We start from the raw sequence: 13,721 nt of genomic DNA, 5'->3' as shown, positions 1-13,721 counted from the left end.
CCTAGATCGGCATTTTCAGGATGTCGTTATAGGCCCGGATGACCTGGTCGCGGACGGCCATGACGGTTTCGAGCTGGACCTCGGCCGCAGCTACCGCCGTGACCACATCGACAAGCTCAGCCTGCCCGGTCGCGGCATTGGCGGTCATCTGCTCGGCCTGGACCAGAGAGGTGTTGGTGGCTTCCAGCGCGCCCTGCACCATGTCGGTGAATTTGAGCCCTTCGGCGGCTGCATCCGGTCCGGTTGCAGCGGTTCCGGCGGCACCTGCAGCCTGTTGATATGCGTTCAGCGCGGCTGTGATATCCATGGCCATGATCTAGCGTCCTAGCGGCGAAGCAGATCCAGCGCGCGCTCCATCATGCGCTTGCTGGATTCCACCATGTTGAGATTGGCTTCGTAAGAGCGTTGGGCTTCGCGCATATCCATCAGTTCGATCAGTGTCTGGACGTTGGGATAGCGGACATAGCCCTCTTCATCAGCTGCCGGATGACCCGGCTCGTATTCCAGCCGGAAATCCGACATGTCAGGCGCAGCGCGGCTCATGCGGACGGTTTCCAGACCGCTGGCGCGATCCAGCTCGGATTCAAAAACCGGCATCTGCCGCCGGTAGGGATCCGTGCCCGGCGTTTCCGCAGTCGAGTTCGCATTGGCAATGTTTTCGGCGATAATCCGCATGCGCGCGGACTGGGCCCTGAGCCCGGCGGCAGCGACCGAAAGCGCGTCAGATGCATCTGTCATCTATTCACTCCTAGCCACCGACCGGACGCGCGGCCATGCGCATCAGGCCCAGACTTTTCTGGTAAAGCGTCAGCGCGGTTTCGTATTGCATCCGGTTTTCCTGTGCCCGCACCATCTGCTCTTCCAGAATCACGGAATTGCCGTTCACCGTTGTCTGGCTGTCCGGGCGGTCCTGCGCCGTATAGCGGCGGTCAGCGGCAGAGACGCTGGCAGAATTGCGCAGCTGCTCCTGCAGCGCGCGATGGAAATCGGCACGGGACAAATCCTGTGGCGTGTAGCCGGGCGTATTGGCGTTCGCGATGTTCTGCGTCAGCAAATCATGCCGCTGACTGTGAAAAGCCATCGACTCACGCAAGATTGCCAGTGTTGGCGCGTTATCCAGACTCATCCTCTAACTCCGGTCTGTTGAGGAAGAAGCTGGAGCGCGTCGCTTAACGCCGCGTTAAACAGGAAGGAATTGCCCACCTTGGACGTTGTCGATGCCGCCCGATACATCGCCGCGCTGGCCGTGGTTCTGGGTCTGCTGGGCCTGCTGGCGTTGGGCGCCAGGCAGGGATGGCTGGCCAGCTTCCTTTCTGGCGTTTCACGCGGGGCGCTTGCAGGCGTGAAACGTGAGCGGCGCATGAGGGTGGTGGAGACACTGGTGCTCGACCCGCGGCGCCGAATCGTCATCGTTGAGATTGATGGCAAGGAAAAAGCCTTGCTGCTGGGGGCATCGGACGAAACGCTGCTGCCCCATGACGAAAGGCCGACTCCATGAGCCTGAAACGCTGGGCCGGCATATTCGCACTGATCGGCGGGTTTCTGCTGGTCAGCGGATCGGTCTGGGCAGCGGCGCCCGCCGGCCCCGGCATATCGCTGGATCTGGGCGATGAGGGCACGCTGACGGAGCGTGTCCTGCAATTGATGGCGCTGCTGACCGTACTGTCGCTGGCCCCGTCCATTGTCATCATGACAACGTCTTTCGTGCGGATCGTGGTGGTGCTTTCACTGTTACGGACGGCGGTCGGTCTGCAACAAAGCCCGCCCAATGCGGTGCTGATCTCGCTGGCAATTTTCCTGACCGGATTCATCATGGCGCCCGTCTTCAGTCAGTCCTATGAGCAGGGCATCCGCCCGCTCCTGGATGGCGAGATCGAGCTGACCGAGGCCTTTGACCGGTCCAGCGCACCGGTCAAAACTTTCATGCTGGCGCATACGCGGGAAGATGATCTTGGCCTGTTCATCGGTTTCATGGCAGGAGATCCGCCGGCCAGCGCCGAGGAAACGCCGTTTCATGTTGTGGCGCCCGCTTTCATGATTTCCGAGCTGCGCCGGGCATTCGAAATCGGCTTTCTCCTGTTCATTCCCTTCCTGATCATCGACCTGGTGGTGGCGTCCATTCTGATGTCGATGGGCATGATGATGCTGCCACCCATCGTGATTTCGCTGCCTTTCAAACTGATATTCTTTGTTCTGGTGGATGGCTGGCGTCTGGTCGCGGGCAGTCTTGTCCAGAGTTTTGCAACGATCTCACCGCCCGGCTAGGCGGGATCCGTGTCGTCCGAGAAGCGGTCACGGAAGCGGCCCATGAAGGCATCCAGCGTGTCGACTCCGGCAATCTGGCGGGCCAGATCACCAATCCGGACATCGCCGCTGGCCGAGGTGTCGCTGGTCAGAACGTCGAAGGCTTCAGCCTGATCGGTTGTTGCCATCTGCGCACCGTAACGTGTCGTCAGGCGATCAATCGCTGACCGGTCTTCCGCCAGATTATAGGCAATGGCGGCCCGCAGGACATCGGCCTGTTCGTCAATTGTCAGCGGTTGCGGGTCACTCCAGCGATTGCCGAGCGCCGCTTCGATGCGGCGGCCGGCATCCGGCCAGTTACGCTGGGCCCATGCCACATCGGCGCGCAGGCGGCGGGCTTCCTCGCTGGTATCGCGTTCGATCAATTCCAGCGCATGTTCATGCCGTCCCAGTTCGGACAAGGCACGCGCTTCCAGAATACGGCGTTCGGCCACCAGTTCCGATGGCAGCCCGGCAACACGGGTGGAGCGGATCACCGTCAAGGCTTCACTGGGCCGGTGATCCATCAGATAAATCACGGCGAGGTCTGTGCCGACACGGGCGCGGGCGGCCGGTTCCCGCAAGCGCTCATTGACCTGATGAGCCAGAAGCTGCGCTGCCGGTTCCAGCAGATCAAAAGCCACCAAGCGGTCCGCCAGACGCCGGATCATGCGGTCGCCATCTGCACCAATCGGGGTCATGTAGGAGTGTTCATAAAACAGGGCGACGGCCTCTATCGGATCCATCCGGTCCGCGGCACCATCCAGAAAAAGCGTATTGAAAATACGGCTCATTTCCTGGCCGGTACGGCGGGCTGCGCGAGTTTCCGGAAATTCAGCCCGGGCATTCTGCATGATCCGCAGGCCCTCACTGAACTGCCCTTCCCGGACATAGAGCCGGCCCAGCAAATTCATGGTTTCAAGCTCTATGGTGTCCCCGCGCCAGCGCAGGCGGAGCATTTCCAGACCCTCAACGGCTTCGGTTGGCGAAATGAGCTCGTTTTCGATCCGAATCTTGTAAAGTTCCAGCAAAGCCAGCGCCTGGATTTCCGGAATTCCCGAAGACGAGAGGGCCTCCAGCTGGCGCAAGGCCGAAGCGGTGTCACCGGACGCCGCCGCCAACCGAGCGTCCAGCCAGTCGGCTCGCGCCGCAATTTCCGGACCGGGATTTTGGCTATCCAGATTCCGCAACAATTCTGTAGCGGACGCAAAATCATTCAATTCAAGAGCGGTTTCAGCATGCATAACGCGAAAGCGGGACTGCCATTCGGGCGCGTAATCGAACAATGTCTCGCGCGACGCCGCAAACCGCCGGCTGGCCTCTTCCCATTCGCCTCGCTCGGCAGCCACCATGGCCTGCCAGGGCGCAACACCTGGATCATTGCGCAACTCCGGCGCATTGAAGGCCAGACGGGCATCTTCGATCCGGCCCATCATCAGACTGGCGACACCTGCCAACGCCAATGCGTGCGCATTGCTCTGCATTGCAGGATCACGATCAATCGCAACGTCAATAATGCCCAGTGTCTCCGCCGCGAGGCCGTTTGCCAGCATATATCGGGCAAGCGTGATCCTGTCGCTGGTGGTTCCGCGTGCGGCCTGGGCATAGAGTTCTGTATATGTCGGCCAATATTCGCCCTGGCGCTGCCAGCGCTCGAAATCCATGAAGGCCGGGGAGTCGAGGCTGCGGCGTCCGGACGCCAGAATGCTGTCGGAGGTCGGCGATAGCGCCAAACCTTCCGGGCGGGCAAATACCACGACTTCGCCCTGCGTGGTCATGACCACATCATCGGCAGTGACTTCCATCGCCGCGCCATGGCTGGAGGGCAAAAGCGCCATGCCCACGAAATCACGGCGGCCGGGCGAACCCTGTATCTGACCACCAGCGGTAATCACCGCCATCGTGTCACCGACCACCGGGTCATCGACCCAGAGCGTTTGCCCCATTTCCTGCAACGTGACGAGAATGCGGGCAGACGCACCCCGCCGGGCATCCCGCTCGACTGAAATCGGACGCGGCGGCGATTCAATTCGCTCGGCCAACACGATGCGCCAGACCGGCCCTTCGTTGAAGACTTCTGCCTGTGTGGATTCCGGTACAACGACCCGGGCGGCCGTAAAATCCTGCCCCACCACAGCGGTGAAGCCGATGACGTGCCCGCGCGAACCGTGCGCCATCTCATCGAGATTCAAATCCGCTTCTGCATCGAATACAATCCAGACGGCAGATCCGCGGCGGAAGACAGCCGCTCCGACCGGTGCCGCCCATTCGAAGGACGCCGTGAGCTCTCCGTCCGCTTCCACAACACGGGCCTGAACCACACCACTGGCCGGAACCGGATCAGCGCGCTCGACGGGCGTATAGCTGAGACCATTGTCCTCAATGTCCGGCACCGGCACCGTCTGACCGGGTTCGATTTCCGGCTCGTCCAATTCATTTTCTGCCACATCCGGATCGGCGGTCGGTGACGGATTTTGCCGGGATTCGGGCGCATTTTCTTCAGGCGGTTGTGCATCGGCCAGCGCAGCCAGGGCTGCCAGTACATCCGTCGGATTTGTGACGCCATCGGCCAGCAGGTCGATGACAACGCGTTCGCCCTCGTCCCAGATGCGGGCTGTGGCTCCGTCTTCGAGGGTCAGGCGCAGACGGTAGTCATTTTCACCGCGTTCGCCTTCAATGTCTTCCAGCAGACGAGGGTCGGACGTCCGCAACTCAACCAAGTCCATATTTGCAGGTGCTGAAAACTCGACCGTGGCGATATCCCCGTCCTGAAGCAGTTCATATTCCACGACTTCCGGCCAGATCAGTTCGATACGGGTGTATTCTGCTGCCTGTCCGAAGGAGACCGCGACATCCAGAGCAGGAGGAGGTGGCGGGGGCGGGGCTGCAGCAGCGGCTGCGGCGGCATCGATTTCAGCTTGCTCGCGCGGGGATACAATATCCGGGAGCGGTTGTGTCCCTGCCGGCACCAGGTCAATTGCTACAAGATTATAAGACGAGGATATTCGCGGCGTCACCGTGCCGCTGCGCAAGGCGAGCCGCAGAGTATTACCATCGGGATCGACGCGGGCGAGCGCCACCAGATCCCCCAGGCGGCTGGTGATTTCACCGGCACTGCCTTCGATGGCGTCCGACAGGCGAACGACCAGCACCTGGCCGCCCACGATTTCAGCCTCTGCGCCCGGGCGTTCATCGGAAAAAGCTTCCGGATAGGCCACGACAATGCGGGACACGCCACTGATGCGCTCGACCGAGAAACTGACCGGCTCGGCGGCATAAGCCGAAGCACAGACCATAATCCCGGTCAGGCTGGAAAGGAGGCTAGCCCTCAGTGCCAATCCGCGCCTCCAGCTCGGCTGCTGTATCAGGAACATCACGGCGCGATGCGATCAATGCGGTAAGATTGGCAGCATCGCGGACATTCATTTCGCCCATGATTTCACCGGCCTTGCGGGCGGCCATACGGGTGACAATCTGAACCTGAGTTTGCGGATCCAGGGCGGCGAGCCTTTCAGCGGCGGCATCCACTTCCATATTATTGTAGATCGACACCAGACGTGCAATTTCGGCTTCTTCTTCCTCGGAAAGTGTACCGAGGAGGGTTTCGATATCATCGCGCAGGGCACGCAACTCGACGATACGTTCGTCGATGCGTATTTCTGCGGCTTCCAGCAATTGTTCACGCGTATCAAGTTCACGGGCGCGCCCATCAAGCTGATCCCGCCGCTCCCGGAGGGACGTCAGAACATCGGCTTGGGACGGGCTGAGACCGACGCTGGCAGCGAACAGGCTCGACTGGTCCGGACCGGGTTGAACCGGCGGGCATTGTGCAGCACCGATCGAGTTTTCCGGCAAAGGTGAAGCGGTTTCATCGGTGAGGCCTGTATCGTCTTGCTGCGCCGGGGTTTCGGCTTCTTCGGAGAGACTCCATGCCGTCAGCGCGTCCGCTGCGCTGACCCCGACTTCCAGCGCCTTGAGAACGAATAGACCGCCTGCCAAAACAGCGGCTGTTGCGAGAAGACGAACCGGACGCATGATTATCGTACATCCTTCAGATCAGTATAGACGGTTTTCCGTCCACCTTCGGGAAAGTGTTCAGCAATCGTTTTGCGGCTTGGACGCGATGCTATGGAGTCGGCCTGACGATCACCGGCTTCCACCAGAAGCCGGAGCTCATCCGACAGGCCTTGTGCACGGCGCACATTCTCTTCCAAGGATTCACCGCTTTCACGAGCCGCCCGCTGAAGCCCGGCAAGGCTGGCGCGGGCGCGTTCGGATGCCTCGTCCAGCGCGATGATGGACGCCCGGATTCCATCCTGTCCCGAGCGCAGGGCGCGCAATCGTGCATCCACGCGCCACAGCATCACCGCAGCAATCAGGACGAGCAGCGCAACAGCGCCTTCAAAGACAAGCGTGGCAAGGGTCATACTTTTCTCAACAATGCTTTCTTGGCGCGGGAGGTCAGCGGAGCATCCAGGCGTACGGCGACATTGTAGCCAAGCCGCCCCATGCGTCCCCGTGTCAGCGGAACGGATCCGCACTTCAGTTCAATGGCGCTGTCGGACGACGCATCGAGGTAAAAAGTGTCGCCCACCTTCATGTCCATCACCTTGCCCAATGGCATCCGGATTTCATCCAGAACCGCCGAGACTTCCATCTGTGTGGACCAAAGTTCCGTGGCGAGGTGACTTTCCCAGATATTGTCACGTCCAAACTTCTCACCCATGAATTGCTGCAACAGCATTTTCCGGATGGGCTCCAACGTGGCGTAGGGCAATAGCAATTCGATGCGCCCGCCCCGGTCTTCCATATCCACGCGCAGCTTCACCAGAATGGCGGCATTGGCCGGACGTGCGATGGCCGCAAAGCGGGGGTTTGTCTCGATCCGTTCGAGCGCAAAATCGACCTCGGTCAGGGGCTCGAAGGCCGACTTGGCGTCCTGTAACACCACTTCGATCATGCGCTGGACCAGTGTCCGTTCGATCGTCGTGTAGGGCCGGCCTTCAATCCGCATGGCGCTATTGCCGCGGCGGCCGCCGAGCAAGACATCGACGATGGAATAGATCAGATTGGAATCGACCGTCAGCAGGCCGTAATTGTCCAGCTGTTTGGCGCGGAATACCGACAGAATGGCCGGTAACGGTATCGAATTTAGATAGTCGCCGAAGCGCATGGACGAGATGTTGTCGAGACTGACTTCGACATTGTCCGAGGTAAAATTACGCAGGCTGGTCGTCATCAACCGCACCAGGCGGTCAAAAACGATTTCCAGCATGGGCAGGCGTTCATAGGAGACAAGCGCCGAATTGATGATGGCGCGGATACCGGACTTGTCGCCGCCTTCCTCATCCGAGACCGAAAAGCCCAGAAGGCTGTCGATTTCGTCCTGGTTGAGGATACGCTCAGGCGCAGCGCCGGGCTGTCCGTCGCCGCCTTCTTCACCAACCATGGACTGCCATTCTTCGGAGAGATCGTCTCCGGAGGCATCCTCGGCTTCAGTGGCTTCCGGGGCTTCTGTTTCTGCAGCGTCCGCCATGAATGGTCCTAAACGATCAGCATATTGGTGATGAGAACAGCCGATATCCGGTCTTGGCCGAGTACGAGCTGTGCGCGGCGCAGCAATTCCATGCGTACGCGCTGATAGCCCGCGCTGCCGGCCAGATCCTCAGGCCGCAACTCTCGAAGGAAGGCAATGAATTGATCCCGGATTCGCGCCTGCTCAGATTCCGTGAAATGAGCGGCAAAGTCTTCTTCCTCGGTTTCAAACTGGAGCTGCATGGACAGAATAGAGAAGCCGCCATTGCCGTTGGAGATGGAGACCTGCATTTCCGGCAATTCCACATAATGCAAGTTGTCATATGCGGCATGGCCGTCTTGACCGTCAGCGGCTTCACCATGCTCTCCAGCTTCGGCAAGTTGCGCATCTTCTCCACCGCCGGACAGAAGCAGGAAGGCCGCAGTCCCGCCAAGCAGGAGGATGACCACGGGCAGGCCGATAAACAGTGCCAGCTTCATCAGGCCCGGCTTCTTTTTTCCGCCTTCAGCCTCTTCGCCTTCCGCGCCGTCTTCGATCTCTTCGTTTTCGTCCGCCATTTTCCGGCTCCGATTCTTGGAATCAAATGCTGATTAAGGCCCGGTCCGGTTAACGAGGCGTTTGCAATTGCCGCCAACCCGGCAATTCCTGCCGCCTGGTGGGCCGCAAACTGCCGGGATGCGCCAACCATCCCGGCGATCTGACGCGCCAAGCTATTGAAATGCAGCGTTATTAACCATGGCACGCTGGATGCAACGGGTGGAACAAGCACTGCGGAAGACGGTGCTGAAACATATCGATCCAGAACGGACGGAACGCGCCATGGAAAATGCTCTGATGATAGGGCTTTCGCGACAGCTGACGCTGCGCCGCGAAATGGATATCACCGCGAACAATATCGCGAATGCCAACACGCCCGGATTTCACGTCGAAAGCCTGCTGCTGCGCAGCGAGGCGGCCTCCACCGCCCGATCACAAGATGGTCCGCAAGACCTTCAATATGTCGATGCCTGGGGCATTGGCCGGGATTTCCGTGAGGGGACGCTGGAATTTACCGGCCGCCAGCTGGATGTCGCGCTGGAAGGCGACGGCTTCTTCCAGGTCGAGGCGGCGAATGGCGACGCGCTCTATACCCGCGACGGCCGCTTCACCATTGATGGCGAAGGCCGGCTGGCAGCGTCCGATGGTGCACTGGTTCTGGATGATCTGGGCGCGCCCATCCTGATCGATCCGGCACAGGGACCGGTGATGATTTCCGAGGACGGCGCGCTGGTCCAGAACAATGCCGAGATCGCCCGGCTGGCCATCTATACCTTTGAAAATCTTGGCGCGCTGGCGAAGACCGGCTCCGGCCGTTATGCGGCGTCTGAAGACGCGCCAGCCGATCTCGCCGCCGATTTCCAGCTGCGTCAGGGCTATGTCGAGAGCTCGAACGTCCAGCCCATTCTGGAGCTGACCCGCATGATCGAGACCATGCGGGCCTATGAATCCGTTTCCCGCTTTATCTCACAGGGCGAGGAATTGAGCCGCAAGGCGATCGAACGCCTCGGCCGCGTCTAAGGGGAGTTATACCATGCGTTCTCTCACCACCGCCGCTACGGGCATGCAGGCCCAGCAGATGAATGTCGAGGTGATCTCGAACAACATCGCCAATATGAACACCACCGCTTTCCAGCGGCAGCGGGCCGAATTCCAGGACCTGATCTATCAGAGCGTCGAGCGCATGGGTGCGTCGTCCTCTGATGCCGGCACGATCGTGCCGACCGGCGTCCAGATCGGCCTCGGTGTCCAGGCGGCCTCGGTCTACCGGATCACCGAGCAGGGCAGTCTGAACCAGACCGGCAACCGCTATGACCTGGCCATTTCGGGCCGCGGATATTTCCGCGTCCAGCTGCCCTCGGGCGAGGATGCCTATACCCGCGCCGGCAATTTCGCCATCAGCCCGGACGGGCAGATCGTGACCACGGACGGCTATACCGTCGCGCCGGGCATCGCCATTCCGCAGGGCACGCGCGATGTGGCGATCAACCAGCAGGGACAGGTGCAGGCCATCATTGATGGCGACCCGAACCCGCAGATTGTCGGCCAGCTGGAATTGTCGACCTTCTTCAACGAGGCAGGCCTGGAAGCGCGCGGCGACAATCTGTTCACCGAAACCGCGGCCTCGGGCGCGGCGACCAGCGGCACGCCGGGATCGACCGGATTCGGCGTTGTGCGCCAGGGGTTTGTGGAAAGTTCCAACGTCAATGCGGTCTCCGAAATCACCGCCCTGATCCAGGCCCAGCGCGCCTATGAGATGAATGCGCGGGTGATCTCGGCGTCTGATGAAATGCTGGCCGCCAGCTCCAATCTCCGCTGAGGATTAAGCCATGAAAACCGTCCTCTTCGCCCTCGCCCTCGTTCTCGCCCCGCCGCCGCAGATCCTCGCCACGGCTTTTGCCGACGAGGCGGTCATGCTGCGCAGCGATATCCGTGTCGAAGCCGATATGGTGACGCTGGGCGATCTCTTCGGCATCACCGGAGACGCCGCCGATGTGGTCATCGCCCGCGCGCCGGAACCGGGCCGCCGCACCTCGCTGGATCCCGATTATGTGCGTCAGCAGGCGCGCAATAACGGCCTCGCCTGGGCCAATGCGAACCAGCTGCGCCGCGTCACCATCGAGCGCGCCAGCCGCATGATCGATACCGGCCTGCTGACCGAGATGATCGCCGCCGAGCTGAATATGCGCGATGGCAATGAGTATGAGGTCCAGCTGTCGGGTGCCGGGGCGCTGCACATGCCGGTCGAGGCGCGCGGCCTGCCGGAGATTTCGCAGATGGATTTTTCCAGCCGCACCGGCGTGTTCCAGGCCGAGCTGGTTGCCTATGACGGGGCGGTGCCCGTGCGCCTGTCGGGCCGGGCTTTTGCGACGCTGGAGGTGCCGGTCCTGGCGCGGCCGATTCCCGCCGGACAGGTGATCGAGCACAGTGATATCGACTGGATTTCCGTCCGCGCCGACCGGGTGCGCGCCGATGCGATGATGAATCCCGACAATATGGCCGGTCTGGAAGCGCGCCGGGCCTTGCGTCCGGGCGAGCCGGTCCGCGCCTATGACCTGCAGCCCCCGGTCGTCGTAGCGCGCGGCGAGACGGTGAATCTGGTGTTCTCGGTCCCGGGCCTGACGCTGACAGCCCGCGCCCGCGCGCTGGAGGATGCCGGGGAGAACGAGATCGCCCGCTTTGTGAACCTGCAATCCAACCGGACGGTGGACGCCATGGTGGAAGGGCCGGGCCGCGCCCGCGTCGTTACCGCCGGACCGTCCTGATTCAAAATCGGAGACTCCTACAGTTTTTGACGTTTTGTCTCCTACTACAACTACTACAACGACGACTACAGCTCCAACATCTGAAGCCAATAAGAACAATAAAATCAACAACACTGGGAAAATTGCCATGATCCGTAAACTGCTCGTTTTCTCCGCCGCGCTTGTCCTTCCGGCCTGCGCCACCGCCGACCGGCTCGCCGAGGTGGGGTCCGTGCCCGCCCTCACACCGATCGAGAATCCGGCGCTCTATGCCACAGGGTCAAACGCGAACCCGGCCTATGGCCCGCAGTATAACGCCCCCGCCACACAGGGGGGACAAAACGGCCCATACGGACAGCCGCAACAGGGCGGACAGTCCGGCTATCCGCCGCCGCCCGCCTCGCAATATGGCAGCGCTTACGGGGCCCGTGCCGGGGCCGTTCCGGTGCATTACGAGGCCTCGCCCACCAATTCCCTGTGGACGCCGGGACGCCAGACCTTTTTCGGCGATCCGCGCGCCGCGTCGCCGGGCGATATCCTGACGGTGAATATCAATATCTCCGACAGCGCCAATGTGCAGAACTCGACCAACCGGACGCGCACGGCCTCGGAAGACAGCAATCTGACCAATTTCCTCGGCGGCGAAGCGGCGCTTTCGCAATTCTTCAATGATGCGGTTGATCCCGCCTCGCTGACCAGTTTCGGCTCGTCGGGTTCGCACAGCGGCAATGGCGCGGTCAGCCGGCAGGAGACGATCAATCTGTCCATCGCGGCGGTGGTCACCGGGCGCATGCCGAATGGCAATCTGGCCATTGCCGGGCGGCAGGAAGTGCGCATCAATAACGAGATCCGCGAGCTCCTCGTCTCCGGCGTGGTGCGGCCGCAGGACATCGCCTCGGACAATACGATCCGCCACACCCAGATCGCCGAAGCGCGCATCTCCTATGGCGGCCGCGGCCATATCTCCGACGTCCAGCGCCCGCGCCTGGGCCAGGAAATCTACGACATTCTCTGGCCCTTCTAGGGCAGAGCAAACCTCCACCACCCAGTGGCGCACCTTGGCCCCTGCCGTTTCTGACGGCAGGGGTTATTTTTGCCTGCGGAGCAGGCATCCCGGACAAGCGCGATAGCGCGCGATCCGGGATCTGGATGTGACAGATGCCCTTTTTCTCCCCCCACCCCTACCCCTCCCCACGGCGGGGGAGGGGAAAGTGTTGGCAGCGTTGGGTGCTCTTTTCCCCTTCACTTGATGGCTTGAACGAGGGTTTGAACCAGAGGCCCGTTTCCCCTCCCCTCGATGGGGAGGGAAGACGGCGCAGTCGTCAGGGTGGGGTGATGATGGCAAATGCCATGCCGGTAATTACCCCCCACCCCTACCCCTCCCCACGGTGGGGGAGGGGAAAGTATTGGCAGCGTTCGGTGCTCTTTTCCCCTTGATGGGGAGGGTCGCAGGTCCGTCAGGACCGGCGGGGTGGGGTGATCAGACTAGGAACCATCATATTCCTGCCTGCGTCGAAGCTCGCAAACCGCCGCATAGATGCCGTCCATCACACCATCCAGATTCTCCCGGACATCGACATTCCAGACCCTCAGGACCTCATAGCCTTCGCTGCGGAGCCAGGCATCGCGGGCGGCATCCCGTTTCGAGTTGTCTTCAAAGCCGTGCTGGCTGCCGTCAATCTCGATCACCAGACGGTATTTGTGGCAGACAAAATCGACAATGAAGCCGCCGATCGGTGATTGCCGCCGGAAATGAAAGCCCTGTTCGCGCCAGCCGCGCAGCACATACCAGACCAGCCGTTCGTGATCGGTCATGCGGTTTCGCAGCGATTGGGCACGGCTGGACATGGTTCAACCTTATCACGGGTTGCAATTACCCCCCACCCCTACCCCTCCCCACGGCGGGGGAGGGGAAAGTGTTGGCAGCGTTGGTTCTCTTTCCCCTCCCCTTGATGGGGAGGGTGGTCCGCAGGACCGGGTGGGGTGAAGATGGCGGACGCGACACCAGCCCCCCACCCCTACCCCTCCCCACGGCGGGGGAGGGGAAAGTGTTGGCAGCGTTCGGTGCTCTTTTCCCCTTGATGGGGAGGGTCGCAGGTCCGTCAGGACCGGCGGGGTGGGGTGATCAGACTACGAATCATCCTGTTCCTGACGCCTGCGGAGCTCACAAACCGCCGCATATATGCCGTCCATCACGCCATCCAGATTCTCCCGGACATCGACATTCCAGACCCTCAGGACCTCATAGCCTTCGCTGCGGAGCCAGGCATCGCGGGCGGCATCTCGTTTCGAGTTGTCTTCAAAGCCGTGCTGGCTGCCGTCAATCTCGATCACCAGACGGTATTTGTGACAGACGAAATCGACAATGAAGCCGCCAATCGGGGCTTGCCGCCGGAAATGAAAGCCCTGTTCGCGCCAGCCGCGCAGCACATACCAGACCAGCCGTTCGTGATCGGTCATGCTATTGCGCAGCGATTGGGCACGGCTGGGCATGGGTCCAGCTTATCACGGGTTGCAATTACCCCCCACCCCTACCCCTCCCCACGGCGGGGGAGGGGAAAGTATTGGCAGCGTTCGGTGCTCTTTTCCCCTCCCCTTGATGGTCAGACGGAATGTTTGAA

General features: G+C 61.3%; 16 protein-coding genes. 6 read left to right on the top strand and 10 right to left on the bottom strand.

All coding sequences use genetic code 11. The annotated features are described in order from the left end of the window. Position 1: 1 nt before the first annotated feature. From DBR16_RS04125 to DBR16_RS04115, 3 genes are read right to left on the bottom strand one after another with little or no spacing between them, the layout of a single operon-like run. On the bottom strand, positions 2–313 hold the full coding sequence (locus DBR16_RS04125; RefSeq protein WP_233347568.1) for a flagellar hook-basal body complex protein FliE: 312 nt from the start codon (positions 311–313) through the stop codon (positions 2–4). 11 nt (positions 314–324) lie between these two features. Then, entirely contained in the window at positions 325–738 is a 414-nt protein-coding gene (flgC, locus tag DBR16_RS04120) for a flagellar basal body rod protein FlgC (RefSeq protein WP_109259939.1), read from the bottom strand. A 10-nt stretch (positions 739–748) separates the two neighbouring features. Next, positions 749–1,126, bottom strand: coding sequence for a flagellar basal body rod protein FlgB (locus DBR16_RS04115; RefSeq protein ID WP_109259938.1), 378 nt, complete (start codon positions 1,124–1,126; stop codon positions 749–751). A gap of 78 nt (positions 1,127–1,204) precedes the next feature. Between DBR16_RS04115 and DBR16_RS04110 the strand changes: the two genes are divergently transcribed. Continuing rightward, complete coding sequence (locus DBR16_RS04110) at positions 1,205–1,498, top strand: flagellar biosynthetic protein FliO (protein ID WP_109259937.1); 294 nt, start codon at positions 1,205–1,207, stop codon at positions 1,496–1,498. After that, positions 1,495–2,265: a flagellar type III secretion system pore protein FliP gene (gene fliP, locus DBR16_RS04105; protein WP_109259936.1), complete on the top strand. Its 771-nt coding sequence runs from the start codon at positions 1,495–1,497 to the stop codon at positions 2,263–2,265. The genes DBR16_RS04110 and fliP overlap by 4 nt, the downstream gene beginning before the upstream one ends. Here the strand turns inward: fliP and DBR16_RS04100 are convergent. Genes DBR16_RS04100 through DBR16_RS04080 form a run of 5 tightly spaced genes read right to left on the bottom strand, consistent with a single transcriptional unit; the run spans position 2,262 to position 8,376 of the window. Continuing rightward, positions 2,262–5,621, bottom strand: a complete 3,360-nt coding sequence (locus tag DBR16_RS04100) for a hypothetical protein (RefSeq protein ID WP_125184495.1) — start codon at positions 5,619–5,621, stop codon at positions 2,262–2,264. The genes fliP and DBR16_RS04100 overlap by 4 nt on opposite strands. After that, entirely contained in the window at positions 5,605–6,318 is a 714-nt protein-coding gene (locus DBR16_RS04095) for a MotE family protein (protein WP_109259934.1), read from the bottom strand. Before DBR16_RS04095 ends, DBR16_RS04100 begins: the two co-directional genes overlap by 17 nt. 2 nt (positions 6,319–6,320) lie before the next feature. Then, positions 6,321–6,710 carry a DUF6468 domain-containing protein gene (locus tag DBR16_RS04090; RefSeq protein ID WP_109259933.1) on the bottom strand — a complete coding sequence of 130 codons (390 nt, stop codon included), beginning with the start codon at positions 6,708–6,710 and terminating at the stop codon, positions 6,321–6,323. Continuing rightward, entirely contained in the window at positions 6,707–7,819 is a 1,113-nt protein-coding gene (fliM, locus tag DBR16_RS04085) for a flagellar motor switch protein FliM (protein ID WP_109259932.1), read from the bottom strand. Before fliM ends, DBR16_RS04090 begins: the two co-directional genes overlap by 4 nt. Positions 7,820–7,827: 8 nt before the next feature. Next, positions 7,828–8,376: a flagellar basal body-associated FliL family protein gene (locus DBR16_RS04080; RefSeq protein WP_109259931.1), complete on the bottom strand. Its 549-nt coding sequence runs from the start codon at positions 8,374–8,376 to the stop codon at positions 7,828–7,830. A 262-nt stretch (positions 8,377–8,638) separates the two neighbouring features. Here DBR16_RS04080 and DBR16_RS04075 point away from each other — a divergent pair, with 262 nt between their 5' ends. The 4 genes from DBR16_RS04075 (at position 8,639) to flgH (ending at position 12,124) form a co-directional block, all read left to right on the top strand. Then, on the top strand, positions 8,639–9,376 hold the full coding sequence (locus DBR16_RS04075; RefSeq protein ID WP_109260047.1) for a flagellar hook-basal body complex protein: 738 nt from the start codon (positions 8,639–8,641) through the stop codon (positions 9,374–9,376). A 13-nt stretch (positions 9,377–9,389) separates the two neighbouring features. Then, positions 9,390–10,175, top strand: coding sequence for a flagellar basal-body rod protein FlgG (gene flgG / locus DBR16_RS04070; protein ID WP_109259930.1), 786 nt, complete (start codon positions 9,390–9,392; stop codon positions 10,173–10,175). 10 nt (positions 10,176–10,185) lie between these two features. Beyond that, entirely contained in the window at positions 10,186–11,121 is a 936-nt protein-coding gene (gene flgA / locus DBR16_RS04065; protein ID WP_109259929.1) for a flagellar basal body P-ring formation chaperone FlgA, read from the top strand. A 127-nt stretch (positions 11,122–11,248) separates the two neighbouring features. Continuing rightward, a complete protein-coding gene (gene flgH, locus DBR16_RS04060) occupies positions 11,249–12,124 on the top strand; it encodes a flagellar basal body L-ring protein FlgH (RefSeq protein WP_109259928.1) in 876 nt (291 codons plus the stop codon). A gap of 461 nt (positions 12,125–12,585) precedes the next feature. Here the strand turns inward: flgH and DBR16_RS04055 are convergent, their stop codons facing one another. Both DBR16_RS04055 and DBR16_RS04050 read right to left on the bottom strand, forming a co-directional pair. Continuing rightward, positions 12,586–12,948 (bottom strand): endonuclease domain-containing protein, encoded by a 363-nt coding sequence (locus tag DBR16_RS04055; protein WP_109259927.1) that lies wholly within the window; start codon positions 12,946–12,948, stop codon positions 12,586–12,588. A 282-nt stretch (positions 12,949–13,230) separates the two neighbouring features. Further along, complete coding sequence (locus tag DBR16_RS04050; protein WP_109259926.1) at positions 13,231–13,593, bottom strand: endonuclease domain-containing protein; 363 nt, start codon at positions 13,591–13,593, stop codon at positions 13,231–13,233. Positions 13,594–13,721: the final 128 nt, after the last annotated feature.

It is taken from the genome of Hyphobacterium indicum (assembly GCF_003129605.1).
Taxonomy (GTDB): domain Bacteria; phylum Pseudomonadota; class Alphaproteobacteria; order Caulobacterales; family Maricaulaceae; genus Hyphobacterium; species Hyphobacterium indicum.
The sequence above is the reverse complement of the archived record's forward strand: the minus strand, read 5'-3'. Positions and strand labels throughout refer to the sequence as shown.

Excerpts from the sequence above, each read along its gene's own strand:
- DBR16_RS04125 (WP_233347568.1), bottom strand. The coding sequence starts at position 313 with ATGGCCATGGATATCACAGCCGCGCTGAACGCATATCAACAGGCTGCA.
- flgC (WP_109259939.1), bottom strand. The coding sequence starts at position 738 with ATGACAGATGCATCTGACGCGCTTTCGGTCGCTGCCGCCGGGCTCAGG.
- DBR16_RS04115 (WP_109259938.1), bottom strand. The coding sequence starts at position 1,126 with ATGAGTCTGGATAACGCGCCAACACTGGCAATCTTGCGTGAGTCGATG.
- fliP (WP_109259936.1), top strand. The coding sequence starts at position 1,495 with ATGAGCCTGAAACGCTGGGCCGGCATATTCGCACTGATCGGCGGGTTT.
- DBR16_RS04095 (WP_109259934.1), bottom strand. The coding sequence starts at position 6,318 with ATGCGTCCGGTTCGTCTTCTCGCAACAGCCGCTGTTTTGGCAGGCGGT.
- DBR16_RS04090 (WP_109259933.1), bottom strand. The coding sequence starts at position 6,710 with ATGACCCTTGCCACGCTTGTCTTTGAAGGCGCTGTTGCGCTGCTCGTC.
- fliM (WP_109259932.1), bottom strand. The coding sequence starts at position 7,819 with ATGGCGGACGCTGCAGAAACAGAAGCCCCGGAAGCCACTGAAGCCGAG.
- DBR16_RS04080 (WP_109259931.1), bottom strand. The coding sequence starts at position 8,376 with ATGGCGGACGAAAACGAAGAGATCGAAGACGGCGCGGAAGGCGAAGAG.
- DBR16_RS04075 (WP_109260047.1), top strand. The coding sequence starts at position 8,639 with ATGGAAAATGCTCTGATGATAGGGCTTTCGCGACAGCTGACGCTGCGC.
- flgG (WP_109259930.1), top strand. The coding sequence starts at position 9,390 with ATGCGTTCTCTCACCACCGCCGCTACGGGCATGCAGGCCCAGCAGATG.
- flgA (WP_109259929.1), top strand. The coding sequence starts at position 10,186 with ATGAAAACCGTCCTCTTCGCCCTCGCCCTCGTTCTCGCCCCGCCGCCG.
- flgH (WP_109259928.1), top strand. The coding sequence starts at position 11,249 with ATGATCCGTAAACTGCTCGTTTTCTCCGCCGCGCTTGTCCTTCCGGCC.
- DBR16_RS04055 (WP_109259927.1), bottom strand. The coding sequence starts at position 12,948 with ATGTCCAGCCGTGCCCAATCGCTGCGAAACCGCATGACCGATCACGAA.
- DBR16_RS04050 (WP_109259926.1), bottom strand. The coding sequence starts at position 13,593 with ATGCCCAGCCGTGCCCAATCGCTGCGCAATAGCATGACCGATCACGAA.